The following is a 15,993-nucleotide window of genomic DNA, read 5'->3' as shown; positions in this document are numbered from 1 at the left end:
CGTTTGTCACGGCAATTGATCGCGGCGTTTGCCGCGCATGTGGGTACGAAAAGGAAGGACCAGCTGAAACCAGCCATACAAAAGAACCACCAGGCCGCAAAGGCCGAACCACTGGAAGGCATAACCGTAGTGCTTGTCCACGCCCAGGTTGGGCGCAGCCCACTCGCGCAGCAGGCCTTCACTGGGCGCACCGGTCTGCAGCAATGAGACATCCAGCAGCGGCAGGCCGGTTTGCGCCCGGAAAGCAGGCAAGTCGAGATTTTGCCGTATGCGCCCACTCTCGGTACCCTGGAACTCATAGAGCCTGGAAGGCGGCGGGGCCATACGGCCCTCAACCGTCACGATGCCTGGCGGCGTTGAAACATCCGGCAGGCGTGTGCGGTCGGCAAAGTTGCGCGGCACCCAGCCACGCTGCACCAGAATGGCCTGCTGGCTGCCTTCCAGCAGCAACGGTGTTACCACCAAAAAACCCGTCTTGCCGCTCATGGGCCTGTTGTCGAGATACACGGTGTGCTCGGCGCGCCAGCTTCCCTTGAGCATGGCGGGCCGGTGAATGTCATCAGCGAGGTTTTGGCTGGCAAGCAGTGAACGCACATCCAGCGCGGGAAGCCGTCCTTTGGAATCGACGGCGGCCTGCAGCGCTTCTTTTTGCGCGGCGCGGCGCAGCTGCCATTGCCCCAGCGAAAAAGTCGTGCCGGCAACCACCAGTGCGGCCACCGTGAGAATCCAGAAGCGCGGGGAGTGCAAAGCACGTGTCATGAGCCGATAATCCTGTTCATGACTTACCTGATCGCACTGGCGTTTATCGCCATTTTTGCCAGCCTGGCCTCCGCATTGTTTTTCATGCTCAGGGGCGGCAAGGGCAGTGAAGGCGCCGAAAGCAGCAAACGCAAAAACAGCAACATGGCGCGCGCACTGGCGTTCCGTATCGGGTTTTCGGTTTTGCTGTTTGTCTGCATTCTGATTGCGTGGAAGCTCGGTTATATCCAGCCTACCGGCATCCCCGCTGGTAAATAAAAAACCACTGCGGGTGGCGGAATAAAGAACAAAGGCCGCATCAAGCGGCCTTTGGTTGAGCGGCCTGAGCCGCTGTTGGTTCCCTTACAACCAGTACACCAGGATGTAGAGGCCCAGCCACACCACATCCACAAAGTGCCAGTACCAGGCAGCGCCTTCAAAGCCGAAATGCTTTTCAGGGGTGAAATGGCCTTTGTGCAGGCGCAGCGTGATGAACAGCAGCATCAGCATGCCGACAAACACGTGGAAGCCATGAAAGCCCGTGAGCAGGAAGAAGGTCGAGCCGTAGACGCCGGACGACAGCTTCAGGTTCATCTCGTGATAGGCATGGAAGTACTCATAGCCCTGCACGAACAGGAAGACCACGCCGAGCGCAACCGTCGCCCACATGAAAGCGATGGTGCGGGCACGCTTGCCTTCAATCAGCGCGTGGTGGGCGATGGTGATGGTGACACCGGAGCTCAGCAGCAGTGCCGTATTGACCGTTGGCAGGGAGCCCATGATGCTGGCCCAGATGCCGCCGCCTATCGCCAGCGGCTTCATGGCGGTAAACGCTTCGACGATGTCGGCGGGCGATGTCGTGGCGCCGGGCACGATAGAGGGCCAGGCCGCCTTGAAATCAGGCCAGAGCAGCGCGTTTTCCAGGCTGCCCAGTGCGGGCAAGGAGTGCGAGCGGGCCCACCACAATGCAGTGAAGAAAGCGCCGAAGAACATCACTTCCGAAAAAATGAACCAGCTCATGCTCCAGCGGAAGGACATGTCGATCTTGCGGCCGTACATGCCGCCTTCGCTTTCGGCGATGGACTGGCTGAACCAGCGAAACAACGTGACCAACCACCACACCATACCGAAGGCCAACGACCATTTGCCCCAGTCGGCGCCATTGATCCACTGGCCGGCGCCCAAGATGACAAAAAACAGGCCAATAGATGCCATCACCGGATGGCTCGATGGGCTGGGGACGAAGTAGTGGGGGGTTGACCCGTGGGTTGCTGATGACATCGCTCGACTCCTGTTTTTCTCTCGAATTTCCAATAATCTTTTAACTTGTACCGTGGGGCATTGTGAGGATGCCGCGCTTTAGCGCGCGACCATCCACTTCGCCAGCAGCACCAGGACTGCGACAAACACGACCACGGCAATCAGCCCCACCACAATGATGTGGAGAGGGCTCAAATTCTTCACGTCTTCTTCGTAGTCGCCGCGTGCACGCAGGCCTACAAAGGACCAGGCCACAGCCTTGACTGTGCGCCAAAAAGAGGGTTTGCGGGGGGTTGCGGCCATGCTCATGCGCCTGCCTGTTTTTCAGGTGGCACGGCGGCAGTCGTTGCCTTGGGCGTGACGGGCGCAGCCGGCGTCTTGCCGCCCACTTCAAAGAAGGTGTAGGACAGCGTGATCGTGCTCACGTCTTTCGACAGTTTCGGGTCGATCACGAAGGCCACGGGCCACTGCTTTTTCTCACCGGGCGCCAGGGTGTACTGGCTGAAGCAGAAGCACTCAAGCTTGTTGAAATGCGCACCGGCCTGCGCGGGAGCGTAGCTGGGGATGGCCTGGGCGGACATGGTTCGGTCCTGCACATTCTGGAATTCGTACATCACAGTGGTCAGCTCGCCCGGGTGAACCTGCAGCGTGTTCTGCGCGGGCTTGAAATGCCAGGGGCCGCGCGTGTTCGCATCAAACTCAACCGTGATGGTGCGCGTGCGGTCTACCTGCGTATTGGCCGGCAAATTGGGCGTCGCACCAGGGATCTGGCGGTCGGACAGGGCCAGCACGTTGATGCCGGTCATCTCGCAAATCGCCTTGTAGATGGGCACCAGCGCATAACCGAAGCCGAACATGCCGAGCACGATCACGGCCAGCTTGCCCATCATGTTGAAGTTTTCGCGCTTGAGCCGCATCACATCGGTACTGGTTTGAGATTGAGGTCGACCTGGCGGCTCAATGGCTCAGGAAAATCATCTTGGCCATGAAGCCGGCAAAAAAGACCAGAGCGACCGAAGCCAGTATCAGGGCCAGCCTCAGGTTGCTCTTCTTTTGTTCGGGTGTCGTCATGGCGCAATTACCGTTGAGTTCAATCAGCCGATCACGCGGGTTGCCGAGGCATCCAGCTTGGGCGGCGTTTCGAAGGTGTGGAAAGGCGCGGGAGAAGGAACTTCCCACTCGAGACCTTCGGCGCCCTTGCCGCCTTCGTCCACCCAGGGATTCTGCCTGGCAGGTGCACCTTGGCCGCGCATCGTGGGCACCACGATGAACAGGAAGAAGTACAGCTGGGCAAAACCGAAGAAAAAGGCACCCACGCTGGCCACGGCATTGAAGTCCGCGAACTGCATGGGGTAGTCGGCATAGCGGCGCGGCATACCGGCCAGGCCCAGGAAATGCATCGGGAAGAAGGTCACGTTGAAGGAAATCAGCGACCACCAGAAGTGGATCTTGCCGCGGGTTTCGTTGTACATGACGCCGGTCCATTTAGGCGACCAGTAGTAATAGCCGGCAAACAGGGCGTAAAGCGAACCGGCCACCAGCACGTAGTGGAAGTGGGCCACCACGTAGTAGGTGTCCTGCAGCTGCGTGTCGATCGGTGCGACCGAAAGGATCACGCCCGTCAGGCCGCCGATGGTGAACACGAAGATGAAGCCCACTGCAAACAGCATGGGGGTTTCAAAGGTCATGGAGCCGCGCCACATCGTGGCGATCCAGTTGAACACCTTCACGCCCGTGGGCACGGCGATCAGCATGGTGGAGTACATGAAGAACAGCTGGCCCGTAACCGGCATGCCGGTGGTGAACATGTGGTGCGCCCACACAACGAAGCTCAGGATGGCGATGGAGCCGGTGGCGTACACCATGGAGGCGTAGCCAAACAGGCGCTTGCGCGAGAAAGCCGGGATGATCTGGCTGATGATGCCGAAGGCCGGCAAGATCATGATGTAAACCTCGGGGTGGCCGAAGAACCAGAAGATGTGCTGGTACATCACCGGGTCGCCGCCGCCGGCGGGGTTGAAGAAGCTGGTGCCGAAGTGGCGGTCAGTCAGCGTCATGGTGATGGCGCCTGCGAGCACCGGCATCACGGCGATCAGCAGGTAGGCGGTGATCAGCCAGGTCCAGCAGAACATCGGCATCTTCATCAGCGTCATGCCGGGAGCGCGCATGTTGAGGATGGTGACGATGATATTGATCGAACCCATGATGGACGAAGCACCCAGGATGTGCATCGCAAAAATACCGGCGTCCATGGACGGGCCCATTTGCAACGTGAGCGGCGCGTAGAGCGTCCAGCCCGCGGCGGGTGCGCCACCAGGCATGAAGAACGACCCCACCAGCATGATGCCGGCCGGGATCAACAGCCAGAAGCTGAAGTTGTTCATGCGGGCAAAAGCCATGTCGGCCGCGCCGATCTGCAGCGGGATCATCCAGTTCGCAAAACCCACGAAGGCCGGCATGATGGCGCCGAACACCATGATCAGGCCGTGCATGGTGGTGAGCTGGTTGAACAGTTCGGGGTTGACCAGTTGCAGGCCGGGCTGGAACAGCTCGGCGCGGATCAGCAGGGCCAGCACGCCACCGAACATCAGCATGAAGAAACTGAACAACAGGTACAGCGTGCCAATATCCTTGTGGTTGGTCGCAAAGACCCAGCGACGCCAGCCCGTCGGGGCATGGTGATCGTGGTCATCATGTGCGTGATCGTGATGGTCTAGAACTGCACTCATCTTGGCTTCCTTTGGTGGCTTGTGCCTGTAGCTTGTCTTTTGCGGCCGGCAAGGTCACGCCGGCGAAATGATGGAATCTGCGGGTAACGCCTGAGGCTTACTTGCGAGCCGCCTGTATTTCAGCGGGCTGGACGATCTGGCCGGTCTGGTTGGACCAGTTGTTCTTGGAGTAGCTGATCACGGCGGCGAGATCGGTGTCGCTCAGCGCCTTCCAGGAAGGCATGGCGCCACCGGCGGCCCCATTGAGCACGGTCTGAATCTGCTTCTTGTGGTCTGCGTCGAGAACAATCGGCGAGCCGTCCAGCGGCTTGATCGGGCCAGCGCCCTTGCCGTTGGCCTGGTGGCAGGCAGCGCAATTGGCAGCGTACACTTTTTCGCCGCGCGCCTTCAGGTCAACCAGCGTCCAGACCTTGGAAGGATCATCCGCCTTGGCTGCGGCTTCCTTGGCCTTGACAGCCACCCATGCGCTGTAATCGGCTGCGGACACAACCTTCACATGGATGGGCATGTACGCATGCTCCTTGCCGCAGAGTTCCTGGCATTGTCCGTAGTAGTCGCCCTCTTTCTCGGCGCGGAACCAGGTGTCGCGCACGAAGCCGGGAATCGCATCCTGCTTGATGCCGAATGCCGGCACCGCGAAGGCGTGGATCACGTCGCTGGCGGTAGTGATGATGCGGATTTTCTTGTTGACGGGAACAACCAGCGGGTTGTCGACCTTGAGCAGGTAGTTGTCGGGAGCTTCGCCGGCCTTGGGGCCGCCGTTGTCGGACATTTCGCGGTGCGTGTTGTCGAGTGTGGAGACAAAGCCGATGCCTTCGCCTTCGCCCTTGATGTAGTCGTAGCCCCATTTCCACTGGATGCCGGTGGCCTTGATGGTGAGGTCGGCGGCGGTGGTGTCCTTCTGGGCGACCAGCACCTTGGTGGCCGGCAGGGCCATGGCGATCACGATGATGAAGGGGACGATGGTCCAGGCAATTTCAACAGCGGTAGATTCGTGGAAATTGGCCGATTTGTGGCCGACCGACTTGCGGTGTTTCAGGATGGAATAGAACATCACCCCGAAAACAGCCACAAAAATCACGAGGCAGATGGCCATCATGAACCAATGCAGCCACTGCTGCTCTTCGGCAATTTTGGTCACGGCCGGGTGCAAATTCAGCTGATTGACGGCCGGGCCGCCCTTCAGGTCGTTGACGGCGTAAGCGGCGGTGCTGACCCAGGCGGCCGCAGATGCCAGAATTGCGCCTGCATGCTGCATGCCAAGCCGTGTCATTTTGCTCATGGTGTTGCTTACGTTCATCGTGATCACTTTTTCTGCTTCAATTACCGACCAAATTAACCGGCTGATTATAAAGTTAGCGGCAAGCCCTCCTGCCGCACCTGAACTGACACAAGTCTTTCAGGAACTGTCAAACACTCCGCAACGCCATGCGAATCTCTCGGGCCAGCGCGGGCCGCAGCTCTGGCCGCACATGCCGCCCGACCTGGACAGACCGCCCCTGCCCGGACACCTCAATCAGCGACCCATCCCCATCCTTGGGCTCGATCCGGACCCATTCGCGGTTGAATTCAGCCCGCTCCGTGCGCCCTGCCGTTTCCAGCTCCACCACCAGCCGCTCGCCCTGCAGGACGATTTTTTCACCGTCGCCCGCATGCCTGGCATACGCCACAAAAGCAGCCCCCACCGCTATCAGCTCGATCCAGGCAAAAGGCATCACCATGGTGGCACCCTGCAGCCAGAAAAATCCGGCAATACCCAGTGAAACACCGCACAAAGACACATACAGCCAGCCCAGTTGGGCCGGTGTGAGTGAACAGTGACGCTTGAGAAGCCACAGCACAGCATCGTGGCTGTGGGCGCCCTGTGCGGGCAAGGTGGCAAAACGAAACGCTGGTGTTGGCTGCAGCATGTGGCAACCCTCAAAAAAACTGCGGTTAACGCTGGGCATTGACCGCATGAGGCTTGGGAACATACCCAAAAATTCAGCTTTGAATTGTAGCCGGGTTTACCTTGCCGCCCCTTCTGAAAACCCGTCAACACCAGGGATTGGGAGCGCCTGCGCAACACCTGCCGGGCACCTAGCCGCCGGAGCGCTGGCCCTGCAGCATGCTGCGCATATCGGCGACCGACACCGCGCTGAGCGGACTGACCTTGATCCGCGGCGGCGCCTTGAGCGCGTGGCCATAAATGATTTCAAAGGTGAGGCAGAGCCGCCCGTCTTCGCCCCTGACGAGATGGCGGGACAGCGCGCTTTCAAGCTGCGCCTTCCAGGCCCGGCCCCTCAGGGAAGAAAACCGCGCCGGGTGAAAGTTGCGGCCCAGCTCCCTGATGTCTTCCAGCAGCCGCGCCGAGGTCGCATAGGTGAGGGTGATGCGCTCCATGTCCATCACGGGTTCGGCAAACCCCGTCTGCACCAGCATATCGCCCCAGTCATGCATGTCTGTCAGTTCATGCCCGGCCGGCGGCCAGCCCAGTTGCGCATAAACCTCGCGCAATTCCTTCGCGGTATCCGGGCCCAGGCAGGAAAACATCAGGAAACCGTCTACCTTCAGCGTTTGGTGCCAGTGCGCCAGCAGGGCCTGCGGGTCGGCCGATTCGTGCAGCGCCATGTTGGCCCAGAGCATGTCGGCAGTTCCTGCCGGTGGCGCCTCAAAGCGTATGGGAGCCGCCAGCCAACGGCGCGGATTCCACCACGGTTTTGCTATATTTTTGATAGCTTCTTGCGCACGTCCAGAGCTGCTTTCAACCACAAAACACCTTGATTTTGGGTAGGCCCCGGCCAGTTTTTCCTGCGCCTGGATCCCTCCGCGCAATGCTCCCCAGTGCACCCACGCACGCGGCTGCAGCTTGATCCATTGCAACCGGTCCATCATGCGCCGCGCCACTTCTTCATGAAGCCACGGCGAGGCCAGTGGAGCGGTGCGGTCCCAGCGGCTGACGGCAATCGGGTCGAGCGTGGGTGGGCGCTGTGTAGAGGTCATGGAAAGAGCAAAAAGGGCAAAGGAAGCGCGGGGCCCGCCGAGGCAAGCGAGGAAGGTACGCGAGTATATTGACACGGTGTTCACACGCCTGCTTGCTCCCGCCACATTCCTGTCCCGGCCGACCGGCCGCTTTGGCGCCTTCCCCGGCTTGGCCAGCCAGTGCGCTGTGTGCCGCAGCTGGCCGGCGCGCCAGGTGTGCGGCGCCTGCGTGGCCCGGTTTGCCTTTGCCGTCCCACGCTGCCCCCGCTGCGCTCTCGCCCTGCCCGGCGACCTTTCCATGGGTCTTCGGGTTGGGCCGCAGCCCTGCGGCGCCTGCGTCAGCCACCCGCCGCCTCTGGACGGCGCCTTTGCCGCGGTGCACTATGCCTACCCTTGGTCCGCCCTGATTGCGGGCTACAAATTCGGCGAGCAGCACGGCTGGGCCGCTTTTTTTGCCAACCTGCTGGCCCAGTCGCCGGGCGTAGCCGGGCTCATGGCAGAACTGACCCCCGGCGACTGGATCGTTCCGGTGCCGCTGTCGGCGGAGCGCCTGCAGGTGCGCGGCTTCAACCAGGCCTGGGAGTTGTGTGTGGCACTGGCCCGACGAACACGCACGCAAGGCCAGACCGATGCCAGGCTGCTGCTGCGGGTAAAGCACACGCGCCCGCAAAGCCAGCTCAAACGCAAGGACCGGCTGGCCAACGTCAAGGGCGCTTTCCAGGTGGATCCGCTGCGCACGGGGGAATTGCAGGGACGGCGCGTGGTGCTGGTGGATGACGTAATGACCAGCGGTGCCTCGCTGTATACGGCCGCACAGGCCTTGCGGGATGCGGGCGCCGCACACGTTAGCGCCGTTGTCCTTGCGCGAACCGAATAAAAGCCCCCACGCTTTTCACTTCGTGTAATACGCTGCCCCCCGAGGGGGCGCTGCGCCTGCGGCCCGGCAAAGCCGGTTCCGCGGCCCCGGCTGGTAAAACTCCAAGCAGCTTTCGGTCGCCCGGCGGTATCGGTAGGAGAGAAGCTGGCGGTCCGACAGAAAACCTGCGCCCGCCGCACGACAATCCAGCCATGTTCAATATTGTTCTGGTCGAGCCTGAAATCCCTCCCAACACCGGCAATGTCATCCGCCTGGCAGCCAATACCGGCTGCCGGCTGCACCTGGTGGAACCGCTGGGGTTTTCGATGGACGACAAACACATGCGCCGGGCGGGGCTCGATTACCACGAGTACGCCCAGGTCCTGCGGCATCTCAGCTGGCAAGCCTTCCTCGAAAGTGAGCAACCACCCTCCGACAGGCTCTTCGCCATGACCACACACGGCTCCGCCAGCGTCTACGACGCGCGCTTCCTGCCCGGCGACTGGCTGGTTTTCGGCGCCGAAACCCGCGGCCTGGCGCCAGAGTTACGTGAATCCTTTGCGCCACCGCAGCGCCTCAAAGTGCCCATGCTGCCGGGCCAGCGCAGCCTGAACCTCTCCAACACCGTGGCCGTTACCGTGTTTGAGGCCTGGCGGCAAAACGGGTTTTCAGGGTCGCCCGGCATGCCTGGATGAGACATATGTCCGCTTTTGCCAACCTTTGGACTGGCCCCCCCTTGCCAGGATCTAAGTAAAAACCCTAAACTCCAATCCTTCAAGCCTAAAGTTCTCGCTGCAGGCCCGAACGTGCGGATTGCCACTACCCGGCCCTTCCTGCGTTATCCCTTCCCACCGCCCAGTCCACAAGACTGGAAGGAAAAACACAGTGAATATGGTCATCCAGCGTATTTTCGGCAACAGCACGTCCCGCCTTTCCAGCACCGCCAAAGCAGCCAACCGGCTCTCGGTCGAACAGATCCAGGAAAGCCTGCGCACCCTTTTGCATGATTGCGAAGATCCGCGCACCCCGCGGGTGATCTACAAGATCAACCTGGCCAAAACGCCCTCCGACCTGTGGCTGCTGCGCAGCGACCTGCACCAATGCATCGCACATGCGCACTCCCAGACGGAAGCCGCCGAACGCATCAATGGCCTGATCGGTGTTTTTGAGGGCTGGCTGCCGGCCAGCCAGCTGACGCGCATCTAGCGCCAGCGGCACATTCAGGGGTATCGCCGCACCAGCGATTCCGCCACGCACACCGGCTTGGGCGAGCCTTCGCGTTCCACGGTCACTTCCCAGGTCATTTGCATGCCGGCGTTGTCAATCGCCTCGGCAGCCAGCAGCTTCATGCGTGCCCGCAGACGGCTGCCGACGGGCACCGGCGCGGTAAATCGCACCTTGTTGAGCCCGTAATTCACGCCCATGCGCGAGCCGGTAATCTCAAACGACGACTCGAAAAAACGCGGCAGCAGTGACAAGGTCAGGAACCCATGGGCGATCGGCCCGCCGAACGGGCCGGCCGCCGCCTTTTCAGGGTCCACATGAATCCACTGGTGGTCGCCCGTCGCTTCGGCAAACAGGTTGACCTGTTGCTGCGTGATGGTGATCCAGTCGCTGACGGCGACTTCCTGGCCGGTGCAGGCGGCCAGGTCGGCCAGGGTTTCAAAGGTTTTCATGCCGCCACTGTAGCGACACATAGGGGCACGGCATGTCGGCTCAGCGACAAACCGGCGCGATGCTCAGAGGTTCAGCGGTCAAGCCACCGGCAGATGCCCTGCCACTGTTCCATGTCTTTTTCAACACGGCTGGGTGCCACGTCAAACACCGTGAGCCCCCGCGCGGCCAGGTGAATGTAGTTCTGCGTGTCGCGCAGGTAGCCCAGCACCGGCAAACCCAGCCCCTCAACGAAACTGCGCAGCTTGTCGGCGGCAATCGTGCGTGAATCCACGCGCATGCCGACAATGCCCACCTGCATCTTGCCGGCGTGCTTGTGTTCGGCCAGCTGGTCCAGGAAGGTGCGCGTGGCAAAGATGTCGAAGACGCTGGGCTGCAGCGGCACGATGACCTTGTCGGCCAGCTTCAAGACATCGTTAAAGCGCGAGCCATGCAACCCGCCGGGCGTGTCGAGCACCACATGCGTCGTGCCCTTGGGGGGTTTGACGATCAGGTCTGCATTCACATCCCAGGTGGCAATCGGCCGGGCGGCGGGCGGCCGCAGCCCCAGCCACAACCGTGAAGACTGCTGCCGGTCGGCGTCTCCCAGCATGACCGCATGGCCCTGGCTGGCAAAGTATCCGGCAACGTTGGTGGCCAGCGTCGTTTTGCCGACGCCCCCCTTCGGATTGGCGATCACAACCACGGGCATGCGAATCTCCTCGGTTTGGAACTTGTCGTTCCTGGGAACTCTTGGTCTTGCTTTTCCGCTATGGTAACGGCATGGACACAGTTCTCACAACCACTGATAAATCGGCGGGCAGCACGGCAAATCCAGATATTTATGTCATTGCGGCCCATCCTGCCTGGCGAGAATCACGGGTCAACCGCCCGCTGATGGAGGCCGCGAAGGCCCTGCCGCGTGTCCAGGTGCAGGATCTGTACTCGAGCTATCCCGACTACGCCATCGACGTGCCCAAAGAGCAGGCCGCCCTGGAACGCGCGCAACTGGTGGTACTGCTCCACCCCATGCATTGGTACTCGATGCCCGCGCTGCAAAAGCTCTGGCTGGACGATGTACTCACCTACGGCTGGGCCTACGGCGAAGGTGAGGAGGAAGGCGCAAAAGGCCGGGCACTGCAGGGTAAGGACCTGTGGCTGGTCGCCACCACAGGCGGCCCCGAAACGTCCTATCACCCACAAGGCTACAACCGCTACTTTTTTGATGCCTTCCTGCCGCCGTACGAGCAAAGCGCCGCGCTGTGCGGCATGCGATTTTTGCCGCCTCTGGTGTTGCACGGCGCCCACAGCGTTGACAGGCAAACCGTTGCCGATCACATCGCAACCTTCCGCCAGCGCCTGCAAAGCTACCCCGACTGGCCCGAGCTGGAAGACCTGGAGCAATGCGCCGCCTGCGTGGTTCCGATGAAGGATCGGCCTGCGCCAGAAGCTGCGGCCGACTTGCCGAACGGACACGCTGCGCGGCTGGCCGTCGGGCCGCCCCAAGGCCAGGCAGCCCCTATTGAAAGTGAAAGGGGCAGCGTAACGCCGAAGGCACACGGAGTGAAAAGCGTGGGGGCTAGATAACATGGAGCACGCACCCGCCTGGCTGACCAACAGCTTTATCTACCTGGCCGCCGCCGTCATTGCCGTGCCGCTGGCCAAAAAACTCGGCCTCGGCTCCATCATCGGCTACCTGGCCGCCGGCATCGCCATAGGCCCCTGGGGCCTGGGGCTGGTTACCAATGTGCAGGACATCCTCCACTTCGCCGAGTTTGGCGTGGTGTTGATGCTGTTCCTGGTGGGGCTGGAGCTGGAGCCCAAGCGCCTGTGGAATTTACGCCGGCCCATCTTCGGCTGGGGCAGTGCCCAGGTGCTGGGCTGCGCCGCCCTGCTCATGGGCGTCGCGATGGCATTTGGCGTGAGCTGGCAGATTGCGCTGGTGGCCGGCCTCGGGCTGGCGCTGTCGTCTACCGCCATCGCGCTGCAGGCCATCGGCGAGCGCCACCTGATGCCGACGTCGAGCGGCCAGGCCGGGTTTTCCATCCTGCTGTTCCAGGACGTGGCGGCCATCCCGATTCTCGCGCTGTTGCCCCTGTTGGGCGCAATCGGTGGAGAAAATGAGGCTGTAGCGCATACCAGTCGTGCGCTGGAAGCTATCAAAATCGTAGCGGCCATCGTCGGCATTATCCTGGGCGGCCGCCTGCTGCTGCGGCCCCTGCTGCGCTGGATCGCCAACAGCGGTACACCCGAAATTTTCACCGCAGCCTCGTTGCTGCTGGTGGTGGGCATTGCGGCGCTGATGCAGTTCGTCGGCCTGTCGATGGCCCTGGGCGCTTTTCTGGCAGGTGTGCTGCTGGCGGAAAGTGAATACCGCCGCGAACTCGAAACCGATATCGAGCCGTTCAAGGGCCTGCTGCTGGGCCTGTTCTTCATTGCCGTCGGCATGAGCATCGACTTCGGCGTGCTCTGGAAATCGCCCGGACTGATGGCCGCCATCCTGGTGGGCTTCCTCGGCCTGAAACTGGTCGTGATCTACGGCCTGGCGCGCCTCATGAAGCTGCCTTTCCAGGAACGCCCGGTGTTCGCGGTGCTGCTGGCTCAGGGCGGCGAGTTCGCCTTCGTGGTGTTCCAGGCGGCGGCCGGGGCGCATGTGTTTTCCGCTGAGATCGCCTCACTGCTGATAGGTGCGGTGGCGCTGTCCATGCTGCTGAGCCCGCTGCTGCTGGTGGCCGTCGACAAGCTGCTGCTGCCGCGCTGGGCCGGCTGCGACACGCCGCAACTCGAAGAAATTTCCGAGCAGCAAGAGGCCCCGATCATCATTGCCGGTTTCGGCCGCTACGGCCAGATCATCGGCCGCATGCTGCTGGCCCAGGGCATTCCGGCCACCGTGCTGGACCACGACGCGGAAATGGTCGAAACCGTGAGGGCGTTCGGCTACCGGGTTTTTTACGGCGATGCGACGCGGCTGGACCTGCTGCGCACTGCCGGCGCGGCCACGGCCAAAATCCTGGTGCTGTCGGTCGACGACATGGAGCAGTCGCTCAAGATCGTTGACCTGGCGCGCGAGCATTTTCCGCAAATGCAGATCGTTGCCCGCGCACGCGACGTGACACACTGGAACGCGCTGCGTGACCGCGGCGTGATGCAGGTGGAACGTGAGGTGTTCGAGTCCAGCCTGCGCAGCGCGCGTACGGTGCTGGAGCTGCTGGGCCAGCCGCCGCACGAAGCGCGCCAGGCGGCGATGCGCTTTCGCCGGCACAACCTGGAGCTGTTCGAACGCATGTACCCGCATCGCAAGGACCGCACCAAGGTCATCGCCGTAGCCACCCAGGGACGCCTGCAGCTGGAAGAACAGCTGGCCCAGGAACGCCAGCAACAGGCGCAGCGCCGGCCAGTTGCCTGGCAGGGCCAGGAATCTGAATAAAATGTCGCTCCAGCCCTTTAGCAACGGGCGCCAGCAGCTATCGTTTTTATAGCAAAAAAAATGAGGCAGTCGGCGGCCTACCGGTTCGACTGATCCTCGCGCCGCCGCTGCTCCATGACCCGCCGTTCCACACACACCGGGTGCTGGGCGAAGCCCGGCTTGGCACACTGCTCAGACATGCAGATCTGGAAACCGAGGAGGATGCGCCCTTCACAGGCCTGCCGCGGATTGCCGGCCGCTGCCTGCGGCGCCGGTGTGGCAGCGTGGTCGGTCGCCGAAGGGGAAGGGGTAGCGGCGGATTTGGGCTGAGCCTGTTTGGCCTGCCGCTCTTTTTCCAATGCAGCCTTTCGGGTGGCGGCCGCAGCCGCAAGCGCCGCCCTGGAGGCTGCAGACAGGGGTGCCTTCGCCACAGAAGAGGAAGCAGCCGAGGCCGCAGGCTGGGCCTGCGCAGCTGGCACTGCGGGTGCAGCTGCAGCAGGCGCCGCAGACACCACGGGCGAAGTGGAAGCTGCTGGTGCCACCCTCGCCGCGCCGGGCGCTGCCTTGGCCGCTATATTGGCCGGTATGGCAGACGGGGCGGCAGGGGCAGCGCGGCCGGAAAGGGATTTCCATCCAAGGCCGATCACGGTCACCGCCACCAGGCCCGCCAGACCCCACACCAGGTAGCGGTAGGGTGCAGGTGAAGCTGCCTTTGCGGGTGCCGTTGCGACCCCGGGCGACGCCAGGGGACTGCGCCGCCGTGCCGATTTTGACTTTATCGGCGGCAGTGCGGCGTCGTTGGTATTCGCGGCTGGGCTCCTGGCGGGAATTGCAGCTGCACCTTGCGTTGGCCGGCCGCTGGCAGGCTCAGGTGCTGCCGGGCTCACGGCTGCCTCGCTGAACACGGTCTCCGGCCAGTCGGTGGATGCGTCATGCGCTTCCTGGTCCGGTTGAGCCGCCGCAACCACCACCGGTGTCCCCAAGCGCGTGGCATCCGGGTCATCGGCGGCGGGTTTCGCCGGCACATGAGGCGGCAAAGGCGCCTTGGCTGCCGCCTCTTCAAGGGCCTTCCAGGCCATGTCGGTGTCGGCCGCGGAGGCGGATGCGCTGGCCGGCGCTGGAGGGGCTGGCGGGGCTGGAGGGGCTGGAGGGGCTGGCGGGGCTGGTTGTGTATCGGGACGCGGAACAATCAGCGTTCCGGTACCCAGGCGCCGGCCGATGTCCGAGTCGTCTGCGCCAGGCACGCCGAGTTTTTTGAGGCGGCGGCGCGCCAGGTCGGCATAGATACCCGACGGGAACTTGGCCAGAAAGCCCTGGATGTCTTCCACATCCATGGACTCCTTGATGTCTTTCCAGTAGACGAGCTCGAGCTCCTGCGTCACGACCGAGATGTTGGCGCTTGTGCCCGACGGCTGGTCAACCAGCGCTTCGCCGGACAGCATCGTGGAAGTCCAGGTTGAACTGCTGCCGGGCCCGGGCGGCACGGCGGTCGGAACCACCGAGATATCGGGCGCCTCGCGTGCCGCGGCCTGCAGCGCAGCAAGGAACTCCTGCGCACTGGCATAACGCTGGTCGCGCGATTTGGCCAGGGCCTTGGCCACCACGGCATCCAGCGCAGCGGGCAATCGGGCATTGAACGCACCCGGCATGACCGGGGTATGCCCGACGATCTGCTGGATGGTGGCGAAGTCGGTGTCACCGTCAAACGGCCGCTTCCCGGTGAGCAGTTGATACAGCACGATGCCGGCGGCAAACAGGTCGGCACGGGCATCAATCGGCCGACCCTGTACCTGCTCGGGCGACATGTATTTCAGCGTTCCAACCATGGAACCCTGCGTACGGGTGGCTTCGCCGGAATCCTGGATGCGCGCCACACCAAAGTCGGTGAGCTTGACACGCCCGCTCGTCTCGATCAGCAGGTTGGCCGGTTTGATGTCGCGGTGGACGATGCTTTGCCTGTGCGCGTAATCCAGCGCCGAAAGCAGGTCACCCATGATGCCCAGGGTTTGCTCCAGGGTGTAGAGGTTGCCCTTGTCCAGGTGGTGCTTGAGGTCGTCGCCGTCGACGAATTCCATGACCAGGAAGGCAATGTCGCCGTCACGGTCGGAGTCATAGACGCTGACAATATGCGGATGCTGCAGGCGCGCCGCAGACCGGGCCTCGGTGCGAAAACGCACTTCGTACTCTGCGGCGGCTTCTTCCGAAAGATTTTCGACCTTGATGGTCTTGATCGCCACGCGACGGTCAAGGTTGGGATCCCGCCCCTCATACACCAGCCCCATCGCCCCCTTGCCGAGGACGCGGATGAGATCGTAACGGCCAAGTTTCTTGAGACTCATGAGGGAATGGAAATGGACGTAACTGGCGGAAACCGTGCTGCGGGCCTGAGG

Annotated in this window: 18 protein-coding genes; 6 read left to right on the top strand and 12 right to left on the bottom strand. The window is 62.4% G+C overall.

The window, feature by feature from the left end; genetic code table 11:
* Nucleotides 1-6: 6 nt before the first annotated feature.
* On the bottom strand, nucleotides 7-759 hold the full coding sequence (locus AC1DU8_RS03710) for an SURF1 family protein (RefSeq protein ID WP_457282215.1): 753 nt from the start codon (nucleotides 757-759) through the stop codon (nucleotides 7-9).
* An 18-nt stretch (nucleotides 760-777) separates the two neighbouring features.
* Here AC1DU8_RS03710 and AC1DU8_RS03705 point away from each other — a divergent pair, with 18 nt between their 5' ends.
* Nucleotides 778-1,017, top strand: coding sequence for a twin transmembrane helix small protein (locus tag AC1DU8_RS03705; protein ID WP_457282216.1), 240 nt, complete (start codon nucleotides 778-780; stop codon nucleotides 1,015-1,017).
* An 84-nt stretch (nucleotides 1,018-1,101) separates the two neighbouring features.
* Here AC1DU8_RS03705 and AC1DU8_RS03700 read toward each other — a convergent pair whose 3' ends face one another.
* The 8 genes from AC1DU8_RS03700 to AC1DU8_RS03665 form a co-directional block, all read right to left on the bottom strand.
* Nucleotides 1,102-2,019, bottom strand: coding sequence for a cytochrome c oxidase subunit 3 (locus AC1DU8_RS03700; RefSeq protein WP_457282217.1), 918 nt, complete (start codon nucleotides 2,017-2,019; stop codon nucleotides 1,102-1,104).
* Nucleotides 2,020-2,097: 78 nt separating this feature from the next.
* Nucleotides 2,098-2,301 (bottom strand): DUF2970 domain-containing protein, encoded by a 204-nt coding sequence (locus AC1DU8_RS03695; RefSeq protein ID WP_457282218.1) that lies wholly within the window; start codon nucleotides 2,299-2,301, stop codon nucleotides 2,098-2,100.
* A 2-nt stretch (nucleotides 2,302-2,303) separates the two neighbouring features.
* Nucleotides 2,304-2,915 carry a cytochrome c oxidase assembly protein gene (locus AC1DU8_RS03690; RefSeq protein ID WP_477666770.1) on the bottom strand — a complete coding sequence of 204 codons (612 nt, stop codon included), beginning with the start codon at nucleotides 2,913-2,915 and terminating at the stop codon, nucleotides 2,304-2,306.
* 40 nt (nucleotides 2,916-2,955) lie between these two features.
* The gene (locus AC1DU8_RS03685) at nucleotides 2,956-3,069 is read right to left on the bottom strand and encodes a cytochrome oxidase small assembly protein (protein ID WP_457282220.1); all 114 of its coding nucleotides are present in this window, start codon (nucleotides 3,067-3,069) and stop codon (nucleotides 2,956-2,958) included.
* A gap of 23 nt (nucleotides 3,070-3,092) precedes the next feature.
* Entirely contained in the window at nucleotides 3,093-4,727 is a 1,635-nt protein-coding gene (gene ctaD, locus AC1DU8_RS03680) for a cytochrome c oxidase subunit I (RefSeq protein WP_477726442.1), read from the bottom strand.
* A gap of 97 nt (nucleotides 4,728-4,824) precedes the next feature.
* Nucleotides 4,825-6,000 (bottom strand): cytochrome c oxidase subunit II, encoded by a 1,176-nt coding sequence (gene coxB, locus AC1DU8_RS03675; RefSeq protein ID WP_477727028.1) that lies wholly within the window; start codon nucleotides 5,998-6,000, stop codon nucleotides 4,825-4,827.
* Between the two features lie 136 nt (nucleotides 6,001-6,136).
* On the bottom strand, nucleotides 6,137-6,637 hold the full coding sequence (locus tag AC1DU8_RS03670) for a DUF2244 domain-containing protein (RefSeq protein WP_477666659.1): 501 nt from the start codon (nucleotides 6,635-6,637) through the stop codon (nucleotides 6,137-6,139).
* A 169-nt stretch (nucleotides 6,638-6,806) separates the two neighbouring features.
* Nucleotides 6,807-7,709 carry a biotin synthase gene (locus tag AC1DU8_RS03665; RefSeq protein WP_477726441.1) on the bottom strand — a complete coding sequence of 301 codons (903 nt, stop codon included), beginning with the start codon at nucleotides 7,707-7,709 and terminating at the stop codon, nucleotides 6,807-6,809.
* A 76-nt stretch (nucleotides 7,710-7,785) separates the two neighbouring features.
* Between AC1DU8_RS03665 and AC1DU8_RS03660 the strand changes: the two genes are divergently transcribed.
* The 3 genes from AC1DU8_RS03660 (at nucleotide 7,786) to AC1DU8_RS03650 (ending at nucleotide 9,750) form a co-directional block, all read left to right on the top strand.
* Nucleotides 7,786-8,565 (top strand): ComF family protein, encoded by a 780-nt coding sequence (locus AC1DU8_RS03660; RefSeq protein ID WP_477726440.1) that lies wholly within the window; start codon nucleotides 7,786-7,788, stop codon nucleotides 8,563-8,565.
* Nucleotides 8,566-8,756: 191 nt separating this feature from the next.
* Entirely contained in the window at nucleotides 8,757-9,239 is a 483-nt protein-coding gene (locus AC1DU8_RS03655; protein ID WP_457282279.1) for a tRNA (cytidine(34)-2'-O)-methyltransferase, read from the top strand.
* A 190-nt stretch (nucleotides 9,240-9,429) separates the two neighbouring features.
* Entirely contained in the window at nucleotides 9,430-9,750 is a 321-nt protein-coding gene (locus tag AC1DU8_RS03650; RefSeq protein ID WP_457282225.1) for a hypothetical protein, read from the top strand.
* A 14-nt stretch (nucleotides 9,751-9,764) separates the two neighbouring features.
* Here AC1DU8_RS03650 and AC1DU8_RS03645 read toward each other — a convergent pair whose 3' ends face one another.
* Nucleotides 9,765-10,220 carry a MaoC family dehydratase gene (locus AC1DU8_RS03645; RefSeq protein ID WP_457282226.1) on the bottom strand — a complete coding sequence of 152 codons (456 nt, stop codon included), beginning with the start codon at nucleotides 10,218-10,220 and terminating at the stop codon, nucleotides 9,765-9,767.
* Between the two features lie 71 nt (nucleotides 10,221-10,291).
* Nucleotides 10,292-10,909, bottom strand: a complete 618-nt coding sequence (locus AC1DU8_RS03640; protein WP_457282227.1) for a nucleotide-binding protein — start codon at nucleotides 10,907-10,909, stop codon at nucleotides 10,292-10,294.
* A 71-nt stretch (nucleotides 10,910-10,980) separates the two neighbouring features.
* On the opposite strand from AC1DU8_RS03640, the gene kefF reads away from it, so the two are divergent.
* Together kefF and kefC are read left to right on the top strand one after the other, a co-directional pair.
* On the top strand, nucleotides 10,981-11,784 hold the full coding sequence (kefF, locus tag AC1DU8_RS03635) for a glutathione-regulated potassium-efflux system oxidoreductase KefF (RefSeq protein ID WP_457282228.1): 804 nt from the start codon (nucleotides 10,981-10,983) through the stop codon (nucleotides 11,782-11,784).
* 1 nt (nucleotide 11,785) lies between these two features.
* Complete coding sequence (gene kefC, locus AC1DU8_RS03630) at nucleotides 11,786-13,624, top strand: glutathione-regulated potassium-efflux system protein KefC (RefSeq protein ID WP_477726439.1); 1,839 nt, start codon at nucleotides 11,786-11,788, stop codon at nucleotides 13,622-13,624.
* 77 nt (nucleotides 13,625-13,701) lie between these two features.
* Here kefC and AC1DU8_RS03625 read toward each other — a convergent pair whose 3' ends face one another.
* Complete coding sequence (locus AC1DU8_RS03625) at nucleotides 13,702-15,942, bottom strand: serine/threonine-protein kinase (protein ID WP_477726438.1); 2,241 nt, start codon at nucleotides 15,940-15,942, stop codon at nucleotides 13,702-13,704.
* Nucleotides 15,943-15,993: the final 51 nt, after the last annotated feature.

The sequence above is a fragment of the Polaromonas sp. P3_A5 genome (assembly GCF_056403055.1).
Note: the sequence above shows the minus strand (reverse complement) of the source record. Positions and strands in the feature narration are given on the sequence as shown.

Excerpts from the sequence above, each read along its gene's own strand:
- AC1DU8_RS03625 (WP_477726438.1), bottom strand. The coding sequence starts at position 15,942 with ATGAGTCTCAAGAAACTTGGCCGTTACGATCTCATCCGCGTCCTCGGC.
- kefF (WP_457282228.1), top strand. The coding sequence starts at position 10,981 with ATGGACACAGTTCTCACAACCACTGATAAATCGGCGGGCAGCACGGCA.
- AC1DU8_RS03700 (WP_457282217.1), bottom strand. The coding sequence starts at position 2,019 with ATGTCATCAGCAACCCACGGGTCAACCCCCCACTACTTCGTCCCCAGC.
- AC1DU8_RS03710 (WP_457282215.1), bottom strand. The coding sequence starts at position 759 with ATGACACGTGCTTTGCACTCCCCGCGCTTCTGGATTCTCACGGTGGCC.
- AC1DU8_RS03640 (WP_457282227.1), bottom strand. The coding sequence starts at position 10,909 with ATGCCCGTGGTTGTGATCGCCAATCCGAAGGGGGGCGTCGGCAAAACG.
- AC1DU8_RS03685 (WP_457282220.1), bottom strand. The coding sequence starts at position 3,069 with ATGACGACACCCGAACAAAAGAAGAGCAACCTGAGGCTGGCCCTGATA.
- AC1DU8_RS03645 (WP_457282226.1), bottom strand. The coding sequence starts at position 10,220 with ATGAAAACCTTTGAAACCCTGGCCGACCTGGCCGCCTGCACCGGCCAG.
- coxB (WP_477727028.1), bottom strand. The coding sequence starts at position 6,000 with ATGACACGGCTTGGCATGCAGCATGCAGGCGCAATTCTGGCATCTGCG.
- AC1DU8_RS03690 (WP_477666770.1), bottom strand. The coding sequence starts at position 2,915 with ATGCGGCTCAAGCGCGAAAACTTCAACATGATGGGCAAGCTGGCCGTG.
- ctaD (WP_477726442.1), bottom strand. The coding sequence starts at position 4,727 with ATGAGTGCAGTTCTAGACCATCACGATCACGCACATGATGACCACGAT.
- AC1DU8_RS03665 (WP_477726441.1), bottom strand. The coding sequence starts at position 7,709 with ATGACCTCTACACAGCGCCCACCCACGCTCGACCCGATTGCCGTCAGC.
- AC1DU8_RS03705 (WP_457282216.1), top strand. The coding sequence starts at position 778 with ATGACTTACCTGATCGCACTGGCGTTTATCGCCATTTTTGCCAGCCTG.
- AC1DU8_RS03655 (WP_457282279.1), top strand. The coding sequence starts at position 8,757 with ATGTTCAATATTGTTCTGGTCGAGCCTGAAATCCCTCCCAACACCGGC.
- AC1DU8_RS03695 (WP_457282218.1), bottom strand. The coding sequence starts at position 2,301 with ATGGCCGCAACCCCCCGCAAACCCTCTTTTTGGCGCACAGTCAAGGCT.
- kefC (WP_477726439.1), top strand. The coding sequence starts at position 11,786 with ATGGAGCACGCACCCGCCTGGCTGACCAACAGCTTTATCTACCTGGCC.
- AC1DU8_RS03670 (WP_477666659.1), bottom strand. The coding sequence starts at position 6,637 with ATGCTGCAGCCAACACCAGCGTTTCGTTTTGCCACCTTGCCCGCACAG.